The organism is Cryptosporangium sp. NPDC051539 (genome assembly GCF_044454545.1).
Classification (GTDB): Bacteria; Actinomycetota; Actinomycetes; order Mycobacteriales; family Cryptosporangiaceae; genus Cryptosporangium.
Genome location: NZ_JBITDV010000002.1, coordinates 34,458 through 60,830 on the forward strand (window position 1 = coordinate 34,458; position 26,373 = coordinate 60,830).

The 26,373-nt window shown below is 74.1% G+C and carries 15 protein-coding genes; 6 read left to right on the top strand and 9 right to left on the bottom strand.

What is annotated here, in order from left to right:
- Positions 1–474 precede the first annotated feature (474 nt).
- Positions 475–1,284 carry an isocitrate lyase/phosphoenolpyruvate mutase family protein gene (locus ACIBZJ_RS06130; RefSeq protein ID WP_395926130.1) on the bottom strand — a complete coding sequence of 270 codons (810 nt, stop codon included), beginning with the start codon at positions 1,282–1,284 and terminating at the stop codon, positions 475–477.
- Between the two features lie 81 nt (positions 1,285–1,365).
- Between ACIBZJ_RS06130 and ACIBZJ_RS06135 the strand changes: the two genes are divergently transcribed.
- A complete protein-coding gene (locus ACIBZJ_RS06135) occupies positions 1,366–1,833 on the top strand; it encodes an NUDIX hydrolase (RefSeq protein WP_395926132.1) in 468 nt (155 codons plus the stop codon).
- 53 nt (positions 1,834–1,886) lie between these two features.
- Entirely contained in the window at positions 1,887–3,140 is a 1,254-nt protein-coding gene (locus ACIBZJ_RS06140) for an AGE family epimerase/isomerase (protein ID WP_395926134.1), read from the top strand.
- A 9-nt stretch (positions 3,141–3,149) separates the two neighbouring features.
- Here the strand turns inward: ACIBZJ_RS06140 and ACIBZJ_RS06145 are convergent, their stop codons facing one another.
- Genes ACIBZJ_RS06145 through ACIBZJ_RS06165 form a run of 5 tightly spaced genes read right to left on the bottom strand, consistent with a single transcriptional unit; the run spans position 3,150 to position 15,144 of the window.
- Positions 3,150–4,952 (bottom strand): hypothetical protein, encoded by a 1,803-nt coding sequence (locus ACIBZJ_RS06145; RefSeq protein ID WP_395926136.1) that lies wholly within the window; start codon positions 4,950–4,952, stop codon positions 3,150–3,152.
- Entirely contained in the window at positions 4,949–8,452 is a 3,504-nt protein-coding gene (locus tag ACIBZJ_RS06150) for a DUF5682 family protein (protein WP_395926138.1), read from the bottom strand. Before ACIBZJ_RS06150 ends, ACIBZJ_RS06145 begins: the two co-directional genes overlap by 4 nt.
- The gene (locus tag ACIBZJ_RS06155; RefSeq protein ID WP_395926140.1) at positions 8,439–9,566 is read right to left on the bottom strand and encodes an AAA family ATPase; all 1,128 of its coding nucleotides are present in this window, start codon (positions 9,564–9,566) and stop codon (positions 8,439–8,441) included. The genes ACIBZJ_RS06150 and ACIBZJ_RS06155 overlap by 14 nt, the downstream gene beginning before the upstream one ends.
- Positions 9,563–14,290, bottom strand: coding sequence for a hypothetical protein (locus ACIBZJ_RS06160; protein WP_395926142.1), 4,728 nt, complete (start codon positions 14,288–14,290; stop codon positions 9,563–9,565). The genes ACIBZJ_RS06155 and ACIBZJ_RS06160 overlap by 4 nt, the downstream gene beginning before the upstream one ends.
- Positions 14,287–15,144: a DUF4132 domain-containing protein gene (locus ACIBZJ_RS06165; protein WP_395926144.1), complete on the bottom strand. Its 858-nt coding sequence runs from the start codon at positions 15,142–15,144 to the stop codon at positions 14,287–14,289. The genes ACIBZJ_RS06160 and ACIBZJ_RS06165 overlap by 4 nt, the downstream gene beginning before the upstream one ends.
- A gap of 114 nt (positions 15,145–15,258) precedes the next feature.
- On the opposite strand from ACIBZJ_RS06165, the gene ACIBZJ_RS06170 reads away from it, so the two are divergent.
- The 3 genes from ACIBZJ_RS06170 (at position 15,259) to ACIBZJ_RS06180 (ending at position 17,785) form a co-directional block, all read left to right on the top strand.
- Positions 15,259–16,044, top strand: coding sequence for an SAM-dependent methyltransferase (locus ACIBZJ_RS06170; RefSeq protein ID WP_395926146.1), 786 nt, complete (start codon positions 15,259–15,261; stop codon positions 16,042–16,044).
- A gap of 29 nt (positions 16,045–16,073) precedes the next feature.
- A complete protein-coding gene (locus tag ACIBZJ_RS06175) occupies positions 16,074–16,154 on the top strand; it encodes a putative leader peptide (RefSeq protein ID WP_395927710.1) in 81 nt (26 codons plus the stop codon).
- A gap of 62 nt (positions 16,155–16,216) precedes the next feature.
- Positions 16,217–17,785, top strand: coding sequence for an FAD-binding protein (locus ACIBZJ_RS06180; protein WP_395926148.1), 1,569 nt, complete (start codon positions 16,217–16,219; stop codon positions 17,783–17,785).
- On the opposite strand, the gene ACIBZJ_RS06185 is transcribed toward ACIBZJ_RS06180, so the two are convergent.
- On the bottom strand, positions 17,773–18,636 hold the full coding sequence (locus tag ACIBZJ_RS06185; protein ID WP_395926150.1) for a 3-hydroxybutyryl-CoA dehydrogenase: 864 nt from the start codon (positions 18,634–18,636) through the stop codon (positions 17,773–17,775). The genes ACIBZJ_RS06180 and ACIBZJ_RS06185 overlap by 13 nt on opposite strands.
- Positions 18,637–18,914: 278 nt before the next feature.
- Between ACIBZJ_RS06185 and ACIBZJ_RS06190 the strand changes: the two genes are divergently transcribed.
- Positions 18,915–24,281 (top strand): diguanylate cyclase, encoded by a 5,367-nt coding sequence (locus tag ACIBZJ_RS06190; RefSeq protein ID WP_395927712.1) that lies wholly within the window; start codon positions 18,915–18,917, stop codon positions 24,279–24,281.
- Between the two features lie 10 nt (positions 24,282–24,291).
- On the opposite strand, the gene ACIBZJ_RS06195 is transcribed toward ACIBZJ_RS06190, so the two are convergent.
- Together ACIBZJ_RS06195 and ACIBZJ_RS06200 are read right to left on the bottom strand one after the other, a co-directional pair.
- Complete coding sequence (locus tag ACIBZJ_RS06195) at positions 24,292–24,627, bottom strand: three-helix bundle dimerization domain-containing protein (protein ID WP_395926152.1); 336 nt, start codon at positions 24,625–24,627, stop codon at positions 24,292–24,294.
- 75 nt (positions 24,628–24,702) lie between these two features.
- Positions 24,703–26,142 (bottom strand): glycosyl hydrolase family 28 protein, encoded by a 1,440-nt coding sequence (locus ACIBZJ_RS06200; RefSeq protein ID WP_395926154.1) that lies wholly within the window; start codon positions 26,140–26,142, stop codon positions 24,703–24,705.
- Positions 26,143–26,373: the final 231 nt, after the last annotated feature.

The following is a 26,373-nucleotide window of genomic DNA, read 5'->3' on the forward strand; positions in this document are numbered from 1 at the left end:
CGTAGGCCGCCCATGACCCGCCCCTGGATCGGCCCCGGTGGACCGCCGCTGTCCGCTGCCGATCCGCGACCGTTGGTGGCCCGCCGTAGGCCGCCCATGACCCGCCCCTGGATCGGCCCCGGTGGACCGCCGCTGTCCGCTGCCGATCCGCGACCGTTGGTGGCCCGCCGTAGGCCGCCCGCGACCCGGCCCTGGATCGGCGCTCGTGGACCGTGGGTTGCCCGCCGCCCGATGGGTGACCGTGGACCGCCTCCGTAGGTCGCCCGGCGGTCAGCGATCGGCGGGGATCTCGCGCCGAAGGTCGGCCACCGAGCGGCGGAGTTCAGCCGCCCAACCGCCCGGCCGCCCGGCCGCCCGGCGGCCCGGCGGCCCGGCCGCCCGGCCGCCCGGCGGCCCGGCCGCCCGGCGGCCCAGCCGCCCGGCCGCCCGGCGGCCCAGCCGCCCGGCCGCCCGGCCGCCCGGCCGCCCGGTCGGTCAGGTGAAGGCCCGGCGCGCCGCGGCGGAGCCCTTTGCGGAGAGGGCGCGGTAGCCGTAGGTGCCCGCGTCGCGGAGCTCGGTCGCGGCGTCGACGAGTGCGCCGAGCGCCGCGAACGCGAAGCTGCCGCCGACCGAGATCCGGGCGACGCCGAGTTCGGCGAGCTCCGCGACCGGCGGTGTGCCCTGCAGGGCCAGGACGTTGACCGGACGGTCGACCGAGGTCACGACCGCGCGGATGTCGGCCGCGCTGGTGAGGCCGGGGGCGAAGAGCACGTCGGCGCCGGCCTCCTGGAAGGCCTGCAGGCGCGCGATCGTGTCGGCGAGATCAGCCCGGTCGTACAGATAGTTCTCCGCCCGCGCGGTGAGAACGAGACGCCCCTGGGCGGCTTCGGCGGCGGCCGCGATCCGTTCGGTCGCCGGACCGAGTTCGTACAGGGGATCGTCGTCGCGCCCGGTGGCGTCCTCGATGGAACAACCGGAGAGACCGCCGTCGATCGCGGCCCTGACCAGGCTCGCCACTGAGCCGGGGGCGTCGGCGAAGCCGTTTTCGAAGTCGGCGGAGACCGGGACGTCGGTCGCGGCGGCGACGGCGGACGCGTGGGCGAGGGCCTCCTCGCGGCTGACCTGGCCGTCGAGCCGGCCCAGCGTCGCGGCGAAACCGCTGCTCGTGGTGGCGAGCGCGGCGAAGCCGAGCGAGGCGAGAAGGACGGCCGAACCGGCGTCCCACGGGTTCGGCATCAGGAGCGGCCGATCGCCGGAGTGGAGTGCGAGGAATCGTTGTGCCTTGGCAGCAGAAGAGTCACTCATGGCTCGACCTTAACTATGGCACGGCTCATTCCAACGAGTGTAGTGTGTCGTTCGGTTCCGGTCGTTCGGCAGAGGAGATCCGTGGCCCGTACCGAGTACTTGAACGACCCCGCCGCACCCGCCCCCAACTCGATCCGGGTGGCGGCCACCGCGTTCGTCGTGCGCGATGGCCAGGTGCTGATGATCCAGCGGGCCGACACGCGGCGCTGGGCGCTTCCCGGCGGTGAGCTCGACCTCGGCGAACGCGTGGCCGAGACGGCGGTTCGCGAGACCAGGGAAGAGACCGGCGTCGAAGTGTTCGTCACCGGCCTGGTCGGCGTCTACAGCAACCCGCGGCACCTCCTGAGGTACTCCGACGGGGAGGTCAGGCAGCAGTTCTCGGTGTGCGTCCGGGCCCACCCGCTGCGGGGGGAACCGACCACCGGGCCGGAGTCGCTCGCCGTGCAGTGGGTCGACCGGAAGGAGTTGCTCGACCTGGAGATCCATCCCGAGATGTTGCTGCGTATCGGGCACGGCTTCGCCGACCGGCCGCTGCCCTACCTCGGGTGAGCAGGGCCTACGCTTTCCTGCGGAACACGGACGTCGAAGAGGGGTAGGCACGGGTGGCGGAGCAGATCCGGGCAGCGCGGCCGGGTGGCGAAGACTGGATCGACTCCGCCGAGCACCGGGCGTGGCTCGACACCGAGCGGGAGCGCTTGTTCGAGTTCGCGTCGCGCTCGGCGCATCCGGCCGGGTTCGGCTGGCTCAACGACGACGGGACTCTGGACGCCTCACGTCCGTTCGAACTGTGGATCACGTGCCGGATGACGCACGTGTTCGCGCTGGCGGCGCTGCTCGGCCGTCCGGGAGCGGCGGAGTTGGTCGACCACGGGCTGGCGGCGCTGGCCGGCGGCTTCCGCGACCGGGAGAACGACGGGTGGTTCTCGTCGATCTCGGCCGACGGCTCGGTGGCCGACGACGGGAAGGCCGCGTACCCGCACTCGTTCGTGGTCCTGGCGGCGTCGTCGGCGGTGGCGGCCGGGCGTCCGGGTGCGGAGGCGCTGCTCACCGATGCGCTGGCCGTGAACGAGCAGTGGTTCTGGCGCGAGGCCGACGGCATGGTCGTCGACGGGTGGGACCGGCAGTGGTCGGCGCTCGACCCGTACCGGGGCGTCAACGCGAACATGCACACGGTCGAGGCGTACCTGGCCGCGGCCGACGCGACCGGTGACCTGGTGTGGCAGGCGCGCGCCGAACGGATCACCCGGCGGGTGCTGGAGTGGGCGGGCGGGAACTCCTGGCGGATTCCCGAGCACTTCTCGCCGGCCTGGGAACCGCTGCTGGAGTACCACCGCGACCAGCCCCGGCACCAGTTCCAGCCGTACGGGGCGACGATCGGGCACGGGCTCGAGTGGGCGAGGCTGGTGCTGCACGTGGCGGCCTCGTCAGTGGCCGCCTCGTCCGGTGCGGCCGATCTGCAGGACGGCGCGGTGGCACTGTTCGACCGGGCGGTGGCCGACGGGTGGGCCGCGGACGGCGCGGACGGATTCGTCTACACGACGGACTGGTCGGGGCAGCCGGTGGTGCGCGATCGCCTGCACTGGGTCGTGAACGAGGCGACCAACGCGGCGGCCGCACTGTGGATCGCGACCGGGGATTCGCGGTACCAGGCGCCGTACCGGCAGTGGTGGGACTACGCCGACCGGTATCTGATCGACCGGGTCGACGGGTCCTGGCGGCACGAGCTCGACCCGGAGAACCGGCCGTCGGCGTCGGTGTGGAGCGGTAAGCCGGACGCGTACCACGCCGTGCAGGCGACGCTGATTCCGCAGTTGCCGCTGGCCCCGTCGCTGGCGGCCGCGTTGGCGAGGGGCTGAGGCGAGGCGTCAGGCCGGAGCAGACCAGGCCGCCCGGGTGAGGGCCTGGGCCGCGGCCTGCTCGTAGACCGCGGCGGCCAGCCAGGCGAGGACGAAGCGCTCGCCGTCGTCGTCGACCAGCCGGCCGAACGCGTTGCGTTCACCGGGGCGGGCGGCGGCGGTCAGGCTCGCCAGCAGGGCGGTGCCGGTGTCGGGCAGGTCGCCTCGGCGGCGGTCGGCGGCGAAGGCCTGGATCGCGCGTCCACCGTCGACGGTGCGGTCCAGGTGGCGACGGAGGAGACCGAGGGCCGGATCGGGCCGGGGCAGTTCGTAGGCGGTGGGTCCGGCCTGCGGCGCGGTGATCATGCTCCGGTGGAGCCGGTCGTAGCCGAGGTCGGCGTGTCCGGCCCAGGCCGGAGGAAGCCGAACGCCTTCGGCGTTCACGGCCAGAGCCTGGATCAGGCGGGGGCGAGCGGGGTCGGGCCGGCCGATCACCCGTATGCGGACGCCTGTGGCGGCGCCGAGCACGCGTAGGTTGTCGCGGTAGGGCAGCTCTTCGTGGTCGATCGCTACCGCCAAGGTGACCAGTCGGCCGTCGTCGGTGACGGCGGAGACGCCGTGGGTGCTCGGGCCGAGGATCTCGGCGTTCAGGAACAGCAGGTCGGAACCCGCGCCCCGGTCGGGGACGGGTACGGCCAGCGCCGCGAACGCGCGGTCGAGCTGGGCGTCGAGCGGTTCGTCCCAGAGCGCGGCGAGCGGCGGCTCGTCCCAGGTGACGCCGGAGGCGCGGACCGCGCGGACGTCCTGCCCGGCGCCGAGCTGACGCGATTCGGACGCGGTGGCACCCGTGACGGTCAGGCCCGCGCGGGCGAGATCGCGGTGGGAGAGCGTGCCGGCACCGATCGGGATGCCGGTGCCGGCGGTGGTGAGCGCGCGGTGGACGTCACCGGGGCGCAGGTCGGCGATGAGCCAGAGCGTGCCGTCGCGGTCGGCGGCGTAGGTGGTGGTGCCCGCGGAGCCCGCCCGGGTGAGCACCGGGATCGTGCACAGGCCGTAGAGGCGCAGGCTGCCGCGGGGCTGGTAGGCGCGGCGGGCGGTGCCGAGGAGGAACGCGGACGGCCGCGTCCGGAGCCGGTGGGCCAGTAGCAGCAGCTCGCGGAGGTCGTCGGTGAGCGTCGCCAGGCGGTAGTGCGGCGCGCTCGTGCGGGCGTCGTGCAGGTGTGCGGCGACCTGCCTCGCCGCGGCGGCCGGGGCGTGCGCACCGTGGGCCCGGGCGTCGTGTGCGGCCCGGAGCAGCGCGGCGCGGGTCGCGGCGCCGCTTCCGGCGACGCCCGCGCAGAGCACGGCGCCGGCCGCGAGCCAGAGGCCCTCGACGGCCCCGCGCTGCGCCGAGGTCAGGCCACCGTCCGGACCCTCGACGCCACCGCCGCGTGCGGTGGGGTCGGCCCCCGGAGCACCGGTCTCCGTGCGGTCGGCCCCCGGGAGGGCCGCCTCCGTGGGGCCGGACTCCGTGGGGCCGGCCTGGGGGGAAGACGACGCGGGAGCTGCCCCGGCGGTGGGGGCCGCGGCCAGGGCCGCGGTGCGGTGCAGGCAGTGCGGCGCCAGCAGGCAGGTGCAGCGCGCCGCCTCCGCCGACCGGACCGCACCGTCGGCGGCCGTCAGCGTGACCAGCGTGTCGTCGTCGACCCGGAGGGTCCACACCGCACCGTCCACGGTGACGGCCCAGGCCGCGACCTTCTCGACCGCGGCGTCCAGGCGTTTGCGCAGACGACCGGGGAGCGCGTCGACGGCGTCCGCGAGCACGATCGCCTCGACCGGAGGAAGCGAACTCATCGCACGTGCTCCCCGACCCATCGCGCCAACTCCATCGGACTCAACGCCGCCACCGGCATCCCCGCCGCCACCACCTGCTGGGCGATCGGCACCGAATACCGGGGAGCCCCCGCGTCGTCGAGGCTCGCGCAGCCCAGCAGCGTGCACCCCGACTGCGCCAGCGTCCGCACCTCGGACAGCAATCCGCCCACCCCGAACCCCTCCTCGAAGTCGCTGACCACGACGACCAGCGTCCGGCTCGGCACCGTCATCAGCGAACGGGCGTGCCGCAACCCGGCGGCGATGTGCGTACCGCCGCCGACCCGCACCTCGAGCAGCAGCCCGAGTGGATCCCCGACCCGCTCCGACAGGTCGATGATCTCGGTCGAGAACGCGACGAAGTGCGTGGTCAGCGCCGGGACGCCGGCCAGCACCGACGCGGTCAGCGCCGACCAGATCACCGACGCCTCCATCGACCCGGACACGTCGACGACCAGGATCAGCCGCCAGTCGACGCTGCGCCGCGCCCGGGTACGGAACACCGGCCGCTCGGGGACGACGACCACGTGGCCGTCGTCGGCGCGATGGCTGGTGGCGAGGTTGGCGCGCAGCGTCCGGGCCAGGTCGAGCGGGCCGCCGGGACGGTACGTCGGCCGCGGCGACGTCAGCCCGGTGAGCGCCGGGCGCAGGCGGGTCGCGAGCTGTGCGGTCAGCTCGGCCACCAGACGGGCCACCAGCGGGCGCAGCCGCGCCAGCGTGGCCTCGGACACCGCGCCGGCCAGCGAGAGCACGGTCTGGAGCAGCTCGACCGACGGGCGGACCGAGGCCGCGTCGAGCTCGAGCGCGGCGTCGGCCCGCCCGGCCTCGGCCGCTCGTCCGAGCACTTCCTCCCGGAGGCCGGGCCCGAACAGCGCGGCGAGTTCCTCCGACCACTCGCGCGCGGTCGGGAAGGACGCCCCGCGTCCGGCCCGGGCGTCGGCGTCTTCGCGGGCGCCTTCGCCGCGGCCGCCGCCGTACAGCTCGTCGAGGGCCGTCGCGAACCGCCGGGCTCCGGCGCCTTCGACGCCGGGCCGCCCGAGCACGAGCCGCCAGCGGTCCAGCGGCGTGATCTCCCCGCGCGCAGCCGAGGCCCGGGCCCGGGGAGCGGAACCGCCCTCGACCGGAGCCGTGGGCAGGGGCAGTCCGAAGCCCGCCACGGCTTCGCGCCCGGCCTTGTCGGCCACCAGACGGTGCAGCAGCCCGGCGGGGTCGGCCACCTCGCCGACGTCGTCGCCCAGGCGTTCGGAGACCGTGGTCAGGAGTCGGTCACGGCCGGCCGGGCTGACCGCGGAGAAGCCGCCGCGCAGGGCGGGCAGCCGGACCAGGAACGCCTCGTCGGTGAGCGTCTCGACCCGATCGAACAGGCCGTCGAGCACCGGGCCGCCGGCCTCCAGCAGAGGTCCGGACGCGGCCAGCAGCCCGGTCAGCCGCCCCTGCAGGGCCCGGCGACGATCGGCGTCGGTCGCGCCGTCCACCCAGGACGCCACCCGCTCGCCGAGCCAGGCCGGTTCGCGGACCCCGAGCACGACCGCGGTCGCGCTCGCGGCGCCCGAGATCAGCGGGCTACCGTCTTCGATCAGCCGGTTCAACGCGTCGGTGAGCCGCAGGCCGACGAGGCTCCGCCGGGCCAGCGCGGCCAGCGCCCGGGCATCGGCGACGTCGGCGGAACCGGCCAGCCCGTCGAGCTGACGCACGGCGGCAGCCTCGATCCCGGCCGCGACCCGGGGCACGTCGCCCAGCTCGGCCGTGACCGGGACTCCGGGGACGTGCCCCAGCCGGACGCGGTCGAGCGTCGCCAGCGCGTCGAGCAGTTCCGGCAGCGTGCCGGTCGCTGGAGCCACGACGGCCAGCGACGCCAGCCGCTCGGCCGCCGTCCGCACCAGCCCGCACTCGGCGGCGGCCGTGAACCCGGCGACGACGTCGCTCGCGGTCGGGCCACCGCTCTCGGTCTGGCGGCGCAGCCGCAGGCGCAGCGCACCCTCGGCCGCCTGTGCCAGCGTGACGCCCTGGATCCCGGCGACGTCGAGCGCGGCCTCGGTCGACGGGGTCCAGGCGAGGCGCCAGCGGGTGGTCAGCCCGTCGTGGCCGCCGACGCCGACCACGTCGGTCTCGGACGCGTACTGGACCCGGCACACGCCGAGCCGCCGGAGCGTCACCTCGCGGCGACGGTCGAGATCGGACCTCAGCGGGTCGAGGCGGAACTCCTTCGACGCGTCGCCGGGGCCGGGCAGGCGCAGCGTGGTGAGGTCGTGCCCGACCGCGGTGCGGAGGCCGGAGCGCGGGGCCGCACGCGCGACCCGGCCGCGGCGCTCGCCGACCAGGACGTGTTCCATCGCGGTCGCGACGACCCGGCCCCGGCCGAGGACCTCGCCCTGGGCCAGCACGGTCTGGACGGCCTCGACGAGTTCGCCACGGCTCGGGGCGGGCAGGCCGCGCAGGGCGGCCAGCCCGGTCGCGAGGCGAACCGCTTCCCGGGCCTCGCCCGGACCCGACGGGTGACCGGCGGCGCGTACCTGGGCGGAGATGCCGACCAGCGCGGCGACGGCCGCGTCCCGTACGGCGTCGGCGTCGCCGCCCGCGGTGAGGACCTGCTGCTGCCACTGCGGGTCACGGATGCCGGCCGGGTATCCCGAGCGTTCGTCGAGCAGCGCGAACGTGTACGGCACGAGCGAGGTGACGATGCCCGTGGCCTCCGGCCCGCGCACCGCCGCGGTGGTCGCCCGCGAGGCGGTCGGTGCGTGCGAGGCGGCTGGTGCGTGCGAGGCGGCTGGTGCGTGCGAGGCGGCGTCGGCGTGCAGCGCCGGAGCGTGGAAGGCGCCGACGACCGCGGCGATCCGCCGGGCGCCCCCGGCGAGCTCCTCGGCGAGGCAGCGGCGCATCCAGGCTTCGCGGTGCAGGTCGACCGGGTCGATCAGGCCGTCGCGCTCGGCGTCCGCGCGGAACGCCCAGCCCACCGCGAGAGCCGCCCGGCGCACCGCGTCCGGCGAGGACCCCGGAGCCCGCGCCTCCACCGCCCGATCCCAGAGATCGTCCCCGTCCCGCCCACTGTTCCCGTCCCGCAGCGCCTGCGCCCACCCCGGCCCGCCCGACCCGCCGCCTGAAGCTGACGACCCTCGAGCGGCCCACGCCCGATCGGCGAGCGGGAGATCGCACGGCACGACCCGGACGCCGTTCAGCGCGGCCCAGCGCACCGCGGCCAGCTCCGGCGAGAAGTCCGCGAACGGGTAGAACGCCGGCGTCCCGTCCCGCCCGTCCGTGCCCGCGAGCGCCACCGGCGCCACCGTGTCGGGATGCGCCAGCCACGGCAGCCACTCCCCGAACTCGCCCGGCAGCTCCACCAGCACCAGGTCCGGCCGCACCGCGTCGAGCAGCCGGGGCACCACCGCCGCCAGCGCCGGCGAATGGTGCCGCACCCCGATCAGATACGGCACCTCCTGCGACGCCAGCCCGGCGACCGCCTCCGCGGGATCACCCGACGGCATTCCGCTGCTCCCACAGCTGACGCCAGAGCCGCGAACCGTCCTCGGCCCGCCGGCGCACCGCGCCGTCCCAGTACCCGAGCAGCGCCACCGCATCGGCCGGGTCGTCCTTCGCCACCACCCCGCGCAGATGCCCCGGCAGCAGCGACAACACGTCCCGGTCTCCCGGGAAGTACGCCGCTGCCAGCGCCAGCGACGTCGCCACCCCGACCGCCTCGGCCGTGCTCATCACGGTCGACGGACGCTCGACCTGCCACCCCTCCACCGAATCGCCCGTCCGCAGATCACGGAACGCCGTGACCAGCGCCTCCAGCACCGCGTCGTCCACCGCGAACGCGGCCCCGGTGCGGGTCACCGCCGCCGTCGCCTGCCGCTTCACCAGCGCGATCTCGTCGCCGAGCGTCGGGATCGGACCGACGGTCTCCACGTTGAACCGCCGCTTGAGCGCCGCCGACATCTCCGAGACGCCCCGGTCGCGGATGTTGGCGGTGGCGATCACCGTGAAGCCGGGTGCCGCCGCGACCGTGGCGTGCGGCGTCCCGGTCAGTTCCGGCACCGAGATCCGCCGGTCGGACAGGATCGACACCAGCGCGTCCTGCACCTCGGGCAGGCAGCGCGTCAGCTCCTCGATGCGCACGACGGAACCGTCCCGCATCGCGCTCACCACCGGAGACGGCACCAGCGCTTCCGGCGAGGGCCCCGCCGCCAGCAGCAGCGCGTAGTTCCACCCGTACCGGAAATGGTCTTCGGTGGTGCCCGCCGTGCCCTGGACCGTGAGCTCGCTGGTGCCGCTCACCGCGGCCGCGAGCAACTCCGACAGCATCGACTTCGCGGTACCCGGCTCGCCGACGAGCAGCAGCCCCCGCTCACCGGCGAGCGTCACCACGCACCGCTCCACCAGCGCCCGGTCCCCGACGAATTTCGGGCTGATCGTCCGGCGCTCGGAACCGGCTCGCAACGGTTCGCTGCCGAGGATGAACGTCACCACCGCCCGTGGCGTCAGGCGCCACCCGGGCGGCCGGGGCCCGTCGTCGTAGCGGACCAGGAACTCCAGCTCCTCGGCGTGGACGACCTCGGCCGACTCCACCTGCCGACCCGACGACACCACCACGCTCATCGACGCCTTCCCGTCTGCAGTTCGTCGAAGCGCGGCGCGTCCCCGCCCCGCACCCGCTCCCACGCCCGCACGAACAGTGCGGGCACCGGCTCGAGCGGCACCACCGGCTGCCGCTCGTCGCCGCCGTCGCGCAGGCCGTAGAACGGCCCTTTCCAGGCCTCGATCGGCGGGCGCGGCGACTTGAACGCCAGCCAGCCGCCCGGCAGGAACAGGGCCCGTCCGGCCCGGGCCCGTTTCGCTTCGGTGACCAGCGGCGTCGCGGAGAGTTCGGCCCTGGCCTTCTTCAGCCGCGGTGCCCGCCAGCCCGTCCACCGGGCGACGTTCTTGTCGGTCGGGTCGGGCAGAGCCAGCAACTGGAGGTACAGCGTGGCCGCGTCGGCGCCCAGACCCAGCGTCGAGGCGACCTCGGCCACCAGCGACGGCACCGAACGGCTCGGGTCTTGCGGCGCACCGGCGGCCGGATCCGCGGCGGCCGCGGCGTCCAGCAGGCGAGGCAACCAGTCGGACAGCAGCACCCGGATCGCGTCGACCGAATCGGGGTCTTCGCCGACCGCCTCGAACGCGCGCAGCGCGGGGTCGTCCGGTCCGGACAGCAGCGCCGGCCGGACCCGGACCCGTCGCCCGTCGGCCAGATCCGGCGTGGCGAACGGGCCCAGCTCCACCCGGTCGTGCCCGGGAGTGCTGCGGTCGACCGGCCGGGCACCGAGCCCGTCGGCGAGCGCGGCCCACTCGTCCTCGTCGAAGTACTCCAGCGGGATCTCGTAGTCGGGTTCGGCCATCGCGGCCCGGTACTGCCGCAACGCGGCCGGCAACGCGGGCCGGAAGTCGTCGCCGAGCGGCAGGTGGTAGGCCAGGAACGGCAGCGTCCGGGCGACCGCGGTCGCGACGTCGTCGGCCTCCGGGTCGCGGATGTCGAGACGCTGGAGATCGATCTCGCCCGAGGGCGTGCGCGGTAACGGTGACAGCCAGCGGCACTCCTCCGGCGACCGGAGCGCGTTCAGCAGGTCGAGCGCGCGCGGACGCCAGCTCAGCCGCGCCTGGGACACCCGCACGAGTACCTCGTCGGCGACCGGCACGCGCCGGCCCTCGGCGTGGTAGGACTCGGCGACGCGGTCGAACGCCGGGCCGTCGTCGAAGATCCGGCGCGGGTCGGCCGGCAGCAGAGAGCCCACCAGCGCGGCCCGCTTCCCTTGGCTGCCGTACTCCCAGGCGTCGTCGACGATGTCGAGCGCGGCTACCGTCACGCCGGCCTCGGTAGCGGCGTCCCGGACCGGGGCGCCGGGTTTGACCAGGCCGTACAGCAACAGCAAGGCCTCAGCGGCGCCGATTCCGGCCGCCCGCGACAGCTCACCGACCCGCTCCGGACGCCACTCGACCGGCCCGCGTTCGCGCGCCAGGGCGACGTAGGCCCGCACGACGTCCTCGTCGAACCCGGCCAGCAGGGGCACGTCCTGGCCGATGCTGACGCCGGGCAGCGGACCGAACTCGCCGTCGGGCTGGAACTCCAGCAGCACGACGTTCCAGTACGGCCGCCCGTCGGTGGACCGCTCGCTGTCGGACAGCCGCAGGATCCGGCCGCCCCGGCCGTTGGCGACCAGCCGCTCGGCCGACGGTGCGGACTCCGTCGAGCCGTCGATCCGGCGCAGCCGCGAGCCCGGCGCGAGCAGGCCGAGATCGGCGATCAACTCGGCCAGTTCGAGCAGCGCGTCCCGCTCGGCGCGCACGACCGAGAGGTCGAGCGAGCGGTAGAGCGGCGACACCGCCCGGTAGAGCGCGGCCGGGAACACCTGGAGCACCTGGAACCAGTCGTGGTCGCCCTCGAGGTCGCCCTCGCGTGGGGCCACCCCGTCGACCAGCGCACGACCGGTGACGGTCAGCAGCCGGCTCGCGGCGTGGCCGTGGTCGTAGCAGCGCGGGATCAGCTGGACGAGGGAGTCCATGAGCGGCCCGTCGGCCGGCCCGGAAACCTCGGCCGCTCCGGCCGGGTCGTCCGCCGCCCGGACGCTCAGCCCCGCGCTCAGCTCGGCCAGCAACGCCGCTCGTTCCGCGGCCTGGGCCACCACGCCGACGAGACCGCTGATCAGCTCCGGGTGGGTCACGCCCGGCAGCAGCGACGCCACCGCGGCCCGAACCGCCGAGTCGTCGGCCGCTTCCGCGGCCCGGTCGGCCGCACCGGCGGCCAGCAGTTCCGCCGCCTGCGCATCGGTCAGCGCCCGCAGGGCCGCCGAGCCCGCGAGGTCACGCGGCCGCAGGTGGTACCAGCCCACGAGGCGTGGCATCAGCGCCGTGCCCGCGGCGAACGTGCCCCGCCGCTCGCCCACGCCGACCCGGGACACCGCGAACCCGTCCGCGGACACGACCGTCAGCGAGTGCTCCTGCCACTGCCGCCGATCGACCACCCCGAACACGGCGTCGGAGCCCGGGAACCGGATCGCGGCGGACAGGTTCCCGTCTTCGTCGCCGAGCCGCACCCGGATCGTCCGCCCGTCGATGCCGGTGCCGACCGACACGTTGTCCGCCGCCGCGCGCAGGCGCCACCCGACCAGACCTCCGGCCTGCCCCAGCGGGCCCTCGCCGCCGGACGGTGCCGGCCGCAACACCGACCACGACGGGTCGAGCTTCTCGCCGTCGACGGCCCCGGCCTCGAAGAACGCCGGTACGGACGCTCGACCGCGCTCGCCCGTCGCCGGGTCGTACTCGACCAGCGTGTCGTTCTCGTCCGTCACCCAGTACGACACACCGTCGGTGAACACCGTGCCGGAAAGGCCCTGCGACCGGTCGCCGACCTGCACCGGACGCCCGCCACCGGTGCGTCCGCCGCCGGGCAACGGCAGCGACCCGTCCAGCGGATTCCAGGATTCGAGCGGGAGACCGGTGAGCACGTCGTCGGGCGTGCCGCTCCAGTACGCCGAGCGGGTCGGCCCGGTGTCCCACGCCACCAGCAGCTGACCGTCGACGTAACGCAGGGACGTGAGCCAGAGGTAACTGCGCTGGTCGGCCGGAATCCGCAGGTGATGGCGCAGCGCGACGCCCTCGCTACCGATCACCGCCACCTCCAGGCCGTTCCGCACCACCAGGTGCGGCCACTGGACGGACTGGTTGACCCGGTCGTCCTCGTCGTCGGACCGGGGCGTCGGTATCGACGAGGCCACGTACTCCTCGAGCGCGGGCCAGCCGTACTCGTCGATCACACCCGAGCGCAGCGTCCGCCCGAGCACCGGCGCCAGGTCGTGCGCCCGGATCCGCCCGGCCGCGGCCGGGTTGAGCGCGAGCAGCCGCGCGTCCACGACCTTGTCGAGCCGCTGCAATTGGACTTCGAGCGTCGGCAGGCCCTGCCGCACGATCTGGTCGGCCACGTCGTCCAGGAAGTGGGTCAGCGCGACGCAGAGACCGGGGGAGGCGAGCACGACCTCGACCACCGACGGCGAGGGCCGCCGGGGCAGGCCGCTCTCCGCGGCGGTGACCAGCGCCGGCAGGAACCGCGGGTCGGCGGCGAACGCGGCCAGGTCGCGACGGCCGGGAGCGTCGTCGCTGAGCCACTGATCGACGTTGACCTGGAACTCGTCGCTCGGGTCGGCGACCGGGAGGCCGATCGCCAGCGCGGTGTCGTAGAGGTCGAGATCGGACTGCCAGGTGAGCTCCAGCCGTAGCGGGACCCCCTCGGCCCGTATCCGGTCGGCGGCTCGCTCGAGCAGCGAGTACAGCGCGTCGGACCGCCTCGTCGCGCGCCAGTAGTGCGAATCCCGGAGCAGGGCGAACCGGCTGAACCAGCCGGCCACCCCGTCGCTCGGCTCGGCCGCCGGATCGACCGGACGCACCAGCGCCTCGCTGGCCCCGGTGGCGTCGAGCAGCTCGATCCAGGCCGAGGTCGACAGGTGCTCGGGGAAGAACGTGAGCAGCCGCCCGCGGATCGCCGGGTCGGCGGCCGCGAGCCGGATCAGCGCCGGACGATACGCGGTCCAGAACCCCTCCGGCGCCTTCGGCAACGTCGGTGCGGCGATCAGCTCGCGCAGCACCTCGTCGTCGGCGTCCGCCTGATCGAGGCCGGCGGCCTTGGCCAGCCGGCGCAGGTCGGTCACCATCGCGGCGTACGGCGCCAGACCACCGAGCGTGCGCTCGACGCAGAGCCGGCGGAAGCGCGCGTAGGCTTCGGACGGCGCACTGCGCGACGCGAGCACCCGCGCGTGCGCGGTGAGCGCCTTGACCGTGAGCGCGCCGGCCAGCGCGAACTCGAGGAACACCGCGTGCTCGCGCTCTTCGTCCACGGCCAGCGCGTAGGACTGCTCGGCCTCCCGGGCCTTGCCGAACATCATCGCGGCGTACGAGGGGCTCTCGGCCCCGAGGAACGCGCGGCCGGCCTCCTCGTAGTACGTCGGAAGGAAGTGCGGTACGGCCGCGGCCAACCGGCGGCCGAGTTCGTCGAAGCCCTCTTTCGCGGGCCCGACCCGGGACTTCGCCACCCGGGCGAACCGCTCGATCTCCTTGACCAGCGCCAGCGCGTGGTGGCCGTTGGCCGGGTCGTTGACCAGCGCCCAGGCCGGGAAGCCCAGCGCCTGACGCGCGACCGTGCCCACCTCGACCGAACGCTCGGCCGCACCGAAGCCGAGGAACTCCATGGACAGGTCTTCTGCGGCCGACAACGTCTCGGGCACCAGCCGGACGACCGTGCGGCCCTCGAGCACCGGGTGCCGGTAGGACCGGGCCAGCTGTACGTCGACGCTCACGCCGCCTCCTCCTCGTCCTTCGCGACGACGCGACCGGCGTACAGGGACGCCGCCATCCGGTTGCCCTCGGACCACGCGACCGGCCCGACCTCGCCGAGCGGCAGCGCGGTGCCGTCGGGGTCGGTGAAGATCAGGTCGCCGGTCTCGGTCTCGTAGTAGGGGTCCTCCGAGCCGACCCAGGAGCGGGCCTCGATCACCCGGCCGTTCTCGTGCACCCGGCACACCGCGTACCCGCCGCGGACGCGGAAGCCCGCGGTGGCGGCGCGGGCGGTGAGGTGCCGCAACTCCTGGTAGCGGCCGCCGGCGTAGGCCGAGACCCGGGACGCCGACGCGTCGAGATCGGCCGGGCGGGCCCAGGTCTCGCGGAACAGCTGGTCGATCGACTGCCCGAACTCGAGCTCGGCGGCGAACTCGCGCAGGTCGTCGACGTCGTCGAGTAGCACCGGATGGGGGAAGAACAGCTGGTCGGCGTCGAGCCGCACGGTTTCGCCGTCGAGATCGACGAGGCCGATGCCCTTCTCGCTCGCGTCCCGGAGGAAGCCGGACCGGCCGCCGTCCGGGGTGGTCACGACCAGGTTGCGGGCGGCGTCGGCCCAGGCGGCGTCGGCCCAGACCTCGGCCAGCAGCGCGGCGGAGACCGGGATCGAGCGGACCATCCAGCGCTCCACTTCGGCCCGGCACTGGGTCTGGTGCCGGGTGAGCCATTCGGTCAGTTGCCGCAGACCGGCGACGGCCGGATCGTCACGGACCGCCTTGGGCACCGAGCGCAGCGTTTTGCCCGCCGCGTTCCGGCACACGAGGTTCTCGCCCTCCAGCGTCACCTCGTATCCGCCCGCTACTGCTAACCAGCCCATCCAGCCACTCCGTCCACACCGGTCACGCCGCTCACTCCAGGAACGGCTGGAGGCTAGCGATCCGGTCCGACAGTTCCGAAGGTTGGGATGCGCACGTCCCACTACGGTGAGCCCATGTCGGTTCCTGACGCGGATCGGGCCCTCGGCGGCACCGACCAGCCGAACGCGGCCCGGATGTACGACTACTTCCTCGGGGGCTCGCACAACTTCGCCGCCGACCGGTCGGCGGCCGACGGATTGCTGCGAGTGGCCCCGGACGCCCGGGCCAACGCCAGGGAGAACCGTGCCTTCCTCCGCCGCGTCGTCGGCTACCTGCTCGGGGCCGGCGTCCGGCAGTTCCTCGACCTCGGATCCGGCATCCCGACCGCGGGCAACGTGCACGAGATCACCCACGCGACCGATCCGGAGGCCCGGGTCACCTACGTCGACGTCGAGCCGATCGCGGTGGAGACCAGCCGGGTCCTGCTCGCCGGCGTTCCGAACGCCGAGATCGTCCACGCCGACCTGCGCGAACCCTCCACCGTGCTGAAACGGGCGACGCTGCTGGACCGGACGCAGCCGATCGCCGTCCTCGCCGTCTCGGTGCTCCACTTCGTTCCCGAGTCCGACGATCCGACCGGAGTCCTCGGCGCCTATCTGGACGCGCTCGTCGACGGCAGCTACCTCGCGCTCTCGCACGTCGTCGTCGACGAGGCCCCGCCACCGGAGTCGGAGGACGGGCTCGCGGTCTACCGTCGCACCGCCACCCCGGTCACGCTGCGTAACTCCGGTCAGGTGACCGCGTTCTTCCACGGGCACCCTCTCGCCGAGCCCGGCCTGGTGCCGGTCTCGGACTGGCGGGCCGACGGCCCGGCCGAACCGTCCGCGATTCACGGCGCAGTTGCCCGAGTCACACTCTAGTTCCCTATGGGAGCGGTATGATTTGGCGCATGACGTACCTCGGGGGCATCGAGCGCCGCCACGTGGACCTTCTCCGCGTGGCGAGTTCGCTCTGTCCGGCCAACGGGTAGTTCCGAGGTGGGCCGGTTCGTCCGGTCTGCCAGACCCCCTGCTGGCCGCAAGAGGAGCACACATGACTCCGGCAACTGCTCGACCCGCTGGACGCTTCACGACCGACGTCCTCGTCATCGGCGGCGGCGCCGCGGCCACCTGGGCCGCGCTGACCGCGGCGCGCTCCGGACGTTCGGTGATCCTCGTCGACAAGGGTCACGTCGGCACCAGCGGCACCGCCGCGGCCGGCCGCGGCGACGTCTGGGACGCGGCGCGGGCGACCCGCGACCGGCGGGTGGAAGCCGCCGCCCACCGCGCCGAGCTCGGCGCGGGCCTGGCCGACCGGCTCCGCCTGGAGCAGGTTCTGGACGAGACCGCCGACCGGCTCGACGAGTGGGAACGGGTCTCCGGTGAGCGCACGCTGCCGGGCGCGACGCATCTGCGCTGGCAGCGGTCGCGTCTGCAGCGCCTGGCCGTCCGCATTTTCGACCACAGCCCGGTCCTCGAGCTGGTCGTCGACGCCGACGGCGCGGTGGCCGGTGCCCGCGGCCTGCAGCGGGGGACCGCCTACGAGATCCGCGCTGCCGCGACGGTTCTCGCCACCGGGTCCTGCGGATTCGGTGCGCGGGCGATCGGCTGCGACGTGAACTTCGGCGACGGTGCGCTGCTGGCGGCCGAGGTCGGCGCCGACCTGTCCGGAATGGAGTTCACCGAGGTCACCCCGGTTACGCCGGAGCCCAACCCGGTGCTGAGCACCGCGTTCTCGTCCTGGGCCCGGTTCTACCGTGCCGACGGATCGCCGCTGACCGGCGCGAACGGCGTCCGGGGGCGGGCCGTCGTGGCGAAGGCGGCGCTGAGCGAGCCGATCTACTGCCGGCTCGACCGCGCCGACCCGCCGGTGCGCTCGGCGCTGCGGCTCGCGCAGCCCGCGTTCTTCGCCTCGTTCGACGCCGACGGCATCAACCCGTTCGCCGAGAAGTTCCCGGTGTCCGTGCTGTTCGAGGGTGCGGTGCGCAGCAGCGGGGGCGTGCTGATCCGCGGTGACGACGGCGCGACCGGCGTCCCCGGGCTGTACGTGGCGGGTGACGCGGCCGGGCGTGACCACGTTTTCGGGGCGATTCCCGGCACCCCGGCCGAGAACACCGCCTGGGCCATCGCGTCCGGCGCCTGGGCCGGTAGCGGTGCCGCCGGATTCGCGGCCCGCCTCGGCGGGGGCCACTGCAGCCGTCCGGCGCGTCCGGCCGGTCGAGCCGGACTGCGCCCGATCGGTCCGGCCGGCACCGACTACCGCACGGTGCTCCGGACCGCTCAGGCCGAGATCCTGCCCTACGACCGCGGTTCGCTGCGGCACGGCGACCGGCTCAGGTCGTCACTACCGGTGCTGGACGCCATGTGGGCGCGCGTCCGCACGTCGCTGCACGCGGGCCAGGGGGACGCCGTGCGGGCGCGCCAGGCGGCCGCGGTGCTGGCCGTGGCCCGCTGGACCTACGCGGCCGCGCTGGCCCGCACCGAGAGCCGCGGGGTCCACCGCCGGGCCGACCACCGGGCTCCCGACCCGGCCCAGGCGCACCGCGTCCTCGTCGGTGGCCTCGACACCGTGTGGAGCCGTCCGGAGGCGGTCCCGAACGGCCGCGAGCTTCAGCGGGTGTAGTCGTAGAACCCGCGGCCCGACTTCTTGCCCAGCAGGCCGGCGTCGACCATCCGTAGCAGCAGCGGCGGCGGGGAGTACAGCGGCTCCTTGAATTCCTCGTACATCGACTCGGCCACGGCCTTGGTGGTGTCGAGGCCGATCAGGTCGGTCAGCCGGAGCGGCCCCATCGGGTGGTTGGCGCCCAGCACCATGCCGTTGTCGATGTCGTCCGCGGACGCGAAGCCGGACTCGAACATCCGGATCGCCGAGAGCAGATACGGGATCAGCAGCGCGTTCACCACGAAACCGGCCCGGTCCTGCGAGCGGACGACGGTCTTGCCCAGCCGCTCGGTGGCCAGTTCCTCGACCCGGGTGCGGGTCTCGTCCGAAGACAGCAGCGACGGGATGATCTCGACCAGCTTCAGCACCGGCGCCGGGTTGAAGAAGTGGACGCCGATCACCTGGGCCGGGCGGCTGGTGGCCATCGCCAGCTTCATGATCGGGATCGACGACGTGTTCGACGCGAAGATCGCGTCCGCGCGGGTCACGACCTTGTCGAGCCGGGAGAAGATCTCGAGCTTGAGCGGCTCGATCTCGGCCACCGCCTCGACGACCATGTCCCGGTCGGAGAAGTCGTCGATCGACGTCGTGTAGGTGATGCGCCCGGCGGTGGCGTCCCGGTCTTCCTGGGTGAGCTTGCCCGCCTTGACGCCCCGGCTCAGGGAGTGCGCGATGCGCTGCTGCCCGGCCTCGAGTGCTCCGGCGTCCACCTCGGAAACCAGGACGTCGAGCCCGGACCGTGCGCAGACCTCGGCGATCCCGGACCCCATCAGACCGGCACCGACTACGCCGACCCGCTCGATCGTGCTCATTCGCGACTCCTTCCGTCGAACTAGACCTATCACGGCTCCGGTCGAGCTCAGTTAGCGGAGTAAGCATTCGAATGCACCGGCCACAGCACCTCGGCCCTTGTACTCTCGTAACAGGTCGCTACTGGCGCCGCAGCGGTGCGGAGTCAACGCCATGGCGAAGAAGGCGTTGCGAAGTTCAGCGTCCAGTGGATGGGGTCGTGAGCGTTCCGGAAGTGTCCGGCGGCCGTTCGCCGGCAGCGATACGCGCTCCCTCGGGCGCTCCCACGCTGCCTGGTTTGGTGTTGCTCGGCGAGCTCGGCCGTGGCAACGACACGGTCGTCTACCGTGCTCGCCGCACGTCCCGGAACGGTACTTCTCCCGGAGGCATCGGCGCCGCCCGCCGTCCCGACTACGCGGTCAAAGTTCTCGGCATCGCGGCGACCGTCGGCGACGACGCCCGCCACCGGTTCCGCCGCGAGGCCGCGGTTCTCGCCTGCGTCGACCACCCCGGCGTCGTCCAGGTGCATGCGGTGGGAGAGCAGGACGGCCGGCCGTACCTGGTGATGGACCTGGTCGAAGGCCAGGCGCTGGCCGACCGGCTCGTCGTCGGCCGTCTCGAGGAACAGGCGGCCGCCGTGCTCGGCGCCGCGCTCGCCGACGCGCTGGCCGCGGCCCACCGGGTGGGCCTGGTCCACCGGGACGTGAAGCCGCGCAACATCATGGTCCGGCCGGACGGGCGGCCGGTGCTGATCGACTTCGGCCTGATCGACGTGCGGGTCGCGGAGCTGGGCCTGCCCGCGCGCGGCGGGGCCGACGCCGGTGACACCGATCCGCTGGACGGGTTCGGCCTCGGGCTGCGCTCACCCGGCGCGGTGGCCGGGACGCTCGCGTACTGCTCGCCGGAGCAGTCCGGGCTGCTGCACCGGCCGGTCGACGGCCGGTCCGACCTGTACTCGCTCGGCGCCGTGCTCTACGAGTGCGTCACCGGACGGGCCCCGTTCACCAGCACCGACGCCGGCGAGCTGCTGCACCTGCACGCGACCGCGCGGCCGCCCGACCCGCAGGCGCTCCGGCCCGACCTGTCGGACCGGTTCGCGGCGGTACTGGCCCGCCTGCTCGCGAAAGACCCGGACGACCGCTATCCGAACGCGGGTGCGCTCGCCGACGACCTCCGCCGGATGCTGCCCAACGGCGTGCCGAGCGGTGGCGATCCGGCGCTGGTCGGCATCGACATGCGGGCGCCGCTGGCGCTGGTCGGCCGCCGCACCGAGCTGGCCCGGCTGCTCGGGGCCTGGCGGCGCGCGGTGACCGGCACCGCGACGATCGTGGTGATCGACGGTCCGGCCGGCAGCGGCAAGTCCCGGCTGGCCGAGGAGCTCTCGGTGACGGTCGGGCCGCGCGACGACAAGCGGCCGGGCCCGGTGGTGCTCACCGCCCGCGCGGTCGACGGCGCGGCGCCGCTGGCTCCGTTACGCACGGCGGTCGAGAACCACGTCCGCGTCGTCGAACGCATGACCGAGCCGACCCGGACGGTCGCGATCCAGTGGCTCGAGGAAGCGGCCGCGCCGGTCGCGTCGTACCTGCGTCCGCTCTCACCGGCGCTCGCCGCGCTGGTCCACCTGCCCGACCCGGTTGATGACCCCGGGCGGCACCACTTCCCGGCCGCGGTGGCGACGTTCCTGCTCGAGCTGTCGCGCCGGGCCGGTGGGCTGCTGGTGCGCGTGGAAGACGCGCACGCGCTGGACGACGGCAGCGTGCGGGTGCTGGCCCAGCTGGTCGCCGAGCGCTCCCGCACACCGGTGCTGGTGCTCGCGACGTCCCGCGGCGGGCAGACGCTCTCCGACCTCATCTCCTCCAGCGACATGCAGGGGCTGATCGACGAGCGGATCAACCTCGCTCCGCTGGGCGCGGACGAGGTCGCGGAGCTGGTCGAGCGGCTGTCCGGCCGGATGGACCTCGGGCCCGAGTTCGCCGACCGGATCGCCAGGGCCAGCGCCGGGAACCCGCTGGCGGTCCTGCAGTACTTCCGGGCCGCGCTGGAGGCCGGGCTGATCCGGCCGGCCTGGGGCCGCTGGATGGTCGACCTGGAAGGCCTGACCCGGGTTCGCCTCCCCACCGACGTCGTCGCGTTGCTGAACCGGCGGATCGAGCAGGTCAGCGCACCGATGCGGGCGATTCTGGTGGCGGCGGCCGCGCTCGGTGTCCGGTTCGATCCGGGCACGCTCACCGCGGTCAGCGGCGCACCGCGCGAAGACGTCCGGGCGACGCTGGACGAAGCCGGGCGCCTGCACGTCGTCGAGCGCCGGGGCGGTGGCGACTACGGGTTCGTGCACGCCGGGATCCGGCGGGCGCTGCTGGACGACGCCGACCCGCAGATGCTGCGCGGGGTGCACCAGCGCGCCGCCGAACTCATGGAGCGGCCCCGCGCGATCGGCCGGCCCGACCCGACCGGCCCCGACGACGCGCCCGCACCGCCCGACCCGGCCCAGGTCTACCGGCTCGCCTGGCACCGGATGGCCGGTGAGGTCGAGCGCAACCCGGGCGCGGCTGCCCGCGCCTGCGTGGACGCCGCCCGGCAGGCGCTGGCCGACTCGTCGCCGCCCGACGCGGTCACGTACTGCGACCGCGCCGAGCGGATCAGCCGCGGCTACCGCATCCCGCTGCCCACACACTTCGCCGAGACGTTCGGCACCGCCCTGCACCAGAGCGGACGCTACGGCGAGGCGCTCGACCGGCTCGCGCAGGCGGTCGAACAGGCGACCGACCCGCTCGACCAGGGTCGGCTGCTCGTCTACATCGGCCAGGTCCACCTGAGCCGCTGGGAAGCCGACGCCGCGGACGTCGCGTTCGAGCGCGCGCTCGACGTCCTCGGGATGCCGTTGCCGCAGGGGGAGGCCCGGCTGGCGGTGTCCACGACCAAGGACGCGGTCGTGGCCGCCACCCGGCTGCGCACCGGGGTGGGCAACGGCACCGCCACCGGCCTGGAGCGCGAACGGCTGCGGCTGGTCGCCCGCGCCCTCGTCGGCCTGGCCAACAGCAGCGTGTACGGCCTGCGTCCGGAGCAGATGCAGGCGTACGCGTTCCGCGCTCTGCCACCGGCGACCCGGGTGGGTGCGAGCGCGGAGTACGTCGCGGTCTGCGGGCTGATCGGTGCCGTGGCGGCCCGGTCGGGACGGCACAGCCTGGCCCAGCGGTCGTTCGCCAGGGCCCGGGCCGCCGCCGACGAGCTCGGCGACCCGCACCTGGACGTGCAGACGTCGCTGATCGAGGCCCAGGCCTGGGACACCGTCCGCGACGAGACCGACACCGACCGGGCGGCCGCGCTGCTGGGGCAGCGCGGCCACTGGCTGGACGTGTTCCATTTCCTCAACGGCATCGGGACGTTCTGCTGGCAGCGCCTGGTACGCGGCGACGTGGTGACCGCGCTCGCGGCCTACCGCAACGGTGCCGCGCGGTTGCCACTCGGCGACGACGACGCGTCGTTCCTCATGGTCGGTGCGGCGGCGACCGCGGCCTGCGGGCGGCTCACCGACGCCTACGAGCAGCTCGCCGACGTGCGGAAGACGTTCGAGGCCCGCACCGACGCCGCTCCCGGCCTGGTGGTCAGCCTGGCGTTGACCGAGGCGCAGATCTCGGTCGAGGCCGGCGACCTCGGCGAGCGGTTCGACGCCGCGCTGGCCCGGTTCACCGCCCTCGGTGCCGCGCCGGACGCACTGCTGCCCTCGCAGCGCGCGATCTACGTCTACCAGGCGTACGGGCGGCTGGAGCAGTGCCGCCGGGCCCGGCAGCGGCACGGAGCGGCCGGCCAGGCTCTGGAGGCGGCCCGGCACGCGGTGGCCGAACTCGACCGAGCCGCGAACAGCGCGCGGCTGCGGGTCCACGCGCTGATCGTCCGGGCCGAGCTGATCCGGCTGGAGGGTGACCCGGTCGGTGGCCTGAACGCCGCCCTCGGCGCCGCGGTGGCGGTCCGGGCGGCGTCCTCGCTGCTGGCCGAGTACGAGTCGGCGCGGGTACGGGCCCGGGCGCTGATCGACCTCGCCGACCGGGGTGCGGGCCGCCGGGCGGCTCACGAGGCGCTGGACCTCGCGAACGAGCACGGCTGGCCGCACCGGGCCGACTGGGTCCGGGCCGAGTTCGAGCTGGCCGGCGAGTCCCCGATCGGCACGCACGACCCGAACTGGGACATCTCCCGCTCGACCGTCGACCGGCAGCGGCTGGCCGCGCTCGAGCAGGTCAGCTCGGCCGCGGCCCGGGTGCTCGACCCCAAGCAGCTGGCCCGCGTCGGCCTCGACGAGTCGGTGCGCATCCTGCGGGCCGAGCGCGGCCTGTTCTTCCTGCCCGACGAGCACACCGGCCGGATGGTGCTCTGGCTGGGCCGCACCGCGCACGAGGAAGACCTGACCGGTCCGGCCGCGTACGCGGCCTCGCTGGTCGACCGGGTTCAGCAGTCCCGTCGCGAGCTGGTGGTCACCGGCACCGAAGACGGCGCGGCGCTGGGTTCGGAGAGCATGCTCACTCACGGCATCCGCAGCGTCGTCGTCGCGCCGCTGGAGCTCGACAGCCGCCTGCTCGGCGTCGTCTACCTCGACAGCCGGCTCGCCAGCGGGGTGTTCCGGCCGGGAGACGCCGGCATTCTGACGGCGATCTGCCGTCACGTGGCGGCGGCGCTGGAGACCGCGCGGGCGGCGCAGCTGGCGACCGAGGTGGCCGCCGTGCAGCAGGAGCGGGACGTGGCGAACCTGCTGCAGGCGGCGATGATCGCGGTCTCGAACACGCTGGATCCGGCCGAGGTGCTCAGCCGTCTGCACACCGCGGTGACCCAGTTGCTGCCCGGTGAGGTCTCCTGGCTGGTCGAGCGCGAGGAAGACGGCACGCTGCTGGTCTCCGGAGCGGCCGGGTTCGAGAAGGTGAGCCCGGCGACGCTGGAACGGCTCCTCGCCGTCGACATGCCGACGATCGTGCCGATCGGGGGTCCGGCCAGCCTGCTGGTGATCCCGCTGACGTTCGGCGAACCCGACGGCTCGGTCCGCCGGGTCGGAGTCCTGCTGATCGCCGCCGGTGATCCGGACGCGTTCCGCGAGAGCCATCGCGGGCTGGCGGCCGCGATGACCGCGGCCGGGATGGTCCAGTACCAGAACGCGCTGCTGTTCCGCCGGGTCGCGGAGCTGGCGACCATCGACGGGCTGACCGGGGCGGCGAACCGGCGGTACTTCTACGAGACCGGCGCGGAGATGCTCGAGGCCGGTGGCCCGATCGCCGCGATCATGGTCGACATCGACCACTTCAAGCAGGTCAACGACCGGTACGGGCACGGCGCCGGCGACACGGTGATCGCCGAGGTCGCGGCCAGGCTCAAGAGCGTCCTGGGGCCGGACGACCTGCTCGGCCGGTACGGCGGCGAGGAGTTCGCGGTGCTGCTGGACGGCGCCGACGAGGAGCGGGCCGAACGGGTCGCCCGCCGGCTGCACGCGGCGGTCGGCGACGCTCCGGTGGAGACCGACAGCGGGCCGCTACCGGTCACCGTGAGTGTCGGTGTCCGGTGCGGCCCGGCGGACGATCTCGGGGTTCTGCTCGGTGCGGCCGACGAAGCGCTCTACTCCGCGAAGCGGGCCGGGCGCGACCGGGTGGTGGTCGGGAGGCCCGCACTCACCGAAGAGCGGCGGTGAGCGCAGGCCCTCAGAGCACCGGCCTGCCGACGCCGTGGGGGTCGGATTCGGCGCTGCCCGCGGCACCGGCCCGCAGGTCGGCGTGCGAGTCATCGGCCTCGGCGGCGTCCTCGACGAGCGGGGCCGGGCGGCCGAACTCCTCGGCGAGTTTGTCGCCGACCTCGTGTTCGGTCACGGCCGGGAGCATCGTCTCGACCCTCGCCTCGGCCGACAACTCGTCGTAGGTTTCGCGGACGGTGGTCTCGATCGTGTCCCGGTCGACGGACCCTTCGTAACGCTCGTCGAACTTGTCGGTGATGCGGTCGAGGACCTCGTCGGTGTCTTCGAACGGGTTCTGGGTGGTCACGGCGGTCTCCTTTCGAGCTTCTCCTCCCGCCGGTACCCCCGGGCCGCGCCGCGCCAACCGGTTACGAAGTGAACATCAGGGGCCGAACGTGACCCCGGTGGCGTAACCGGTGGTGACGTACGTCAACTGGCTCGGACGCGTGACGAGCGTCGTCCCGCCGTTGAATCGGAGGCCGTGGAAGTGGACGCCGGTGAGTAGCCCGGCGGGGTTGCCGGTGACGACGAACGGGAGCGTCCGGGGCGCTCCGGCGTACGTGACGTCGGTCGCGGTGACGTCGGAGAGTGACCCCGGCCCGGTGACCTCGAACCCGAGGTAGCGCTCCTGGCACTCCTCGATCCGGATGTCGGTGTAGTTGACGTCGCTGACGTCACCGCCGTCCCGGACGAAGATCGAGATCGCGTCGCGCGCGTACGGGTCGCTGCGGGCGAGCTTGTGGATGATGTCGATGTCCTGGTAGGCGACGTCGGTGATCGGCGCGCCGGTCTCCCGGCCGATCTCCAGGCCGTTGCCCGCGCGGCCGTTGAAGACCACCGAGTCGTGGACGAAGATCCGCGCGCTCGGGCCGGTCCAGGTGTCGTCGGACATGCTGCTCTTGACCGCGATCCCGTCGTCGTAGCTCCGGACGAAGACGTGGTCGACCTCGACGTCGCTCGACGCGACCAGGTCGATGCCGTCGGGCGTTCCGGTGCCGTCGCTGTCGAGCCAGTTGATCACCTTGATGTTGCGCAGAGTGACCATGCGCGACTTCCGGCTGGCGACGCCCCAGTGTTTCTGCCCGAGGAAGATCGGCCCGTCGATCGTCACGCCGGTGGAGTTGTTGATCCGCAGTGGACGGCCGTGGTCGACGACCGCGGTGGAGTCGACGATGCCCCGGCCGGTGACCGCGGTGCCGTCCGCGCCGGCACCACCCTCGGTGTCGGAACCGATCCGGATCTTGCCGCGCAGGATCGCGCCGCCGGCGAGGTAGAGCCGGGTGCCCGCCGCCACCGAGTACGTCCCGCCGGTGCCCGCGGCGCCCGGGACGATCTGACCGGTCGGATCGACGGTCCAGACTCCGGGACCGACGTACCTGGTCGTAGCGCTGTTGCCGGTCGGTGGGTTGACCTCGAGCGGGTTCGCGAACAGGAACAGCGGTGGGTTCGCGTCGGTGTCGGGGCCGAGTTCGAAGCTGTACTGGCCGGCGACCGGGATCGTGAAGCGGAACGTCCGGGGTGCCGTCCGGGTCACGCGGATCGCCGCGTCCCGGGGGCGGAGCACCGGTGACGTCGAGTCGACGCTGGTCGTGACCGTGACGACCACCGGGCCGCCGCCGAACGAGAAGTTCGTGAACGCGCCGAGCCCGCTGGTGTTGACGAACGAGGAGCGTCCGTCGACCGAGACGCCGTAGCGGCCGGTGGTGGGGGCACCGGCCGGGGCCGGGTAGGTGACGACCGTAGCGGCCCGCGCGGGCGCGGGGATCGCGGTGAAAGCGGCCGCCATCAGAAGGGCGGCCAGCAGGTGACGTAAGAGCCTCATGCCTCCGGTCAACGAGGGGCTCGCGTCCACAGTGATGCGTCGTGGCCGTTCGGTCACCGAGGTCGGGCCGGGACGTCGGTCACCGCCGTGAGTATCCGTCGTCGTGGGTCCGGGCGCTCACGAGGGGGAGGTGATCCACCGAAGGGTGTACCTACCCGTCGCCTGTCCAGTTTGAGTCGGGATACGTCCACTGCGCGCTACGGCGGCCAGGTGCCAAGAATGTCGTAGCGG

Bases quoted from the DNA above. Each gene is read 5' to 3' on its own strand.
- ACIBZJ_RS06130 (WP_395926130.1), bottom strand. From the start codon at position 1,284: ATGAGTGACTCTTCTGCTGCCAAGGCACAACGATTCCTCGCACTCCAC.
- ACIBZJ_RS06145 (WP_395926136.1), bottom strand. From the start codon at position 4,952: ATGAGTTCGCTTCCTCCGGTCGAGGCGATCGTGCTCGCGGACGCCGTC.
- ACIBZJ_RS06150 (WP_395926138.1), bottom strand. From the start codon at position 8,452: ATGCCGTCGGGTGATCCCGCGGAGGCGGTCGCCGGGCTGGCGTCGCAG.
- ACIBZJ_RS06155 (WP_395926140.1), bottom strand. From the start codon at position 9,566: ATGAGCGTGGTGGTGTCGTCGGGTCGGCAGGTGGAGTCGGCCGAGGTC.
- ACIBZJ_RS06165 (WP_395926144.1), bottom strand. From the start codon at position 15,144: ATGGGCTGGTTAGCAGTAGCGGGCGGATACGAGGTGACGCTGGAGGGC.
- ACIBZJ_RS06170 (WP_395926146.1), top strand. From the start codon at position 15,259: ATGTCGGTTCCTGACGCGGATCGGGCCCTCGGCGGCACCGACCAGCCG.
- ACIBZJ_RS06175 (WP_395927710.1), top strand. From the start codon at position 16,074: ATGACGTACCTCGGGGGCATCGAGCGCCGCCACGTGGACCTTCTCCGC.
- ACIBZJ_RS06180 (WP_395926148.1), top strand. From the start codon at position 16,217: ATGACTCCGGCAACTGCTCGACCCGCTGGACGCTTCACGACCGACGTC.
- ACIBZJ_RS06185 (WP_395926150.1), bottom strand. From the start codon at position 18,636: ATGAGCACGATCGAGCGGGTCGGCGTAGTCGGTGCCGGTCTGATGGGG.
- ACIBZJ_RS06200 (WP_395926154.1), bottom strand. From the start codon at position 26,142: ATGAGGCTCTTACGTCACCTGCTGGCCGCCCTTCTGATGGCGGCCGCT.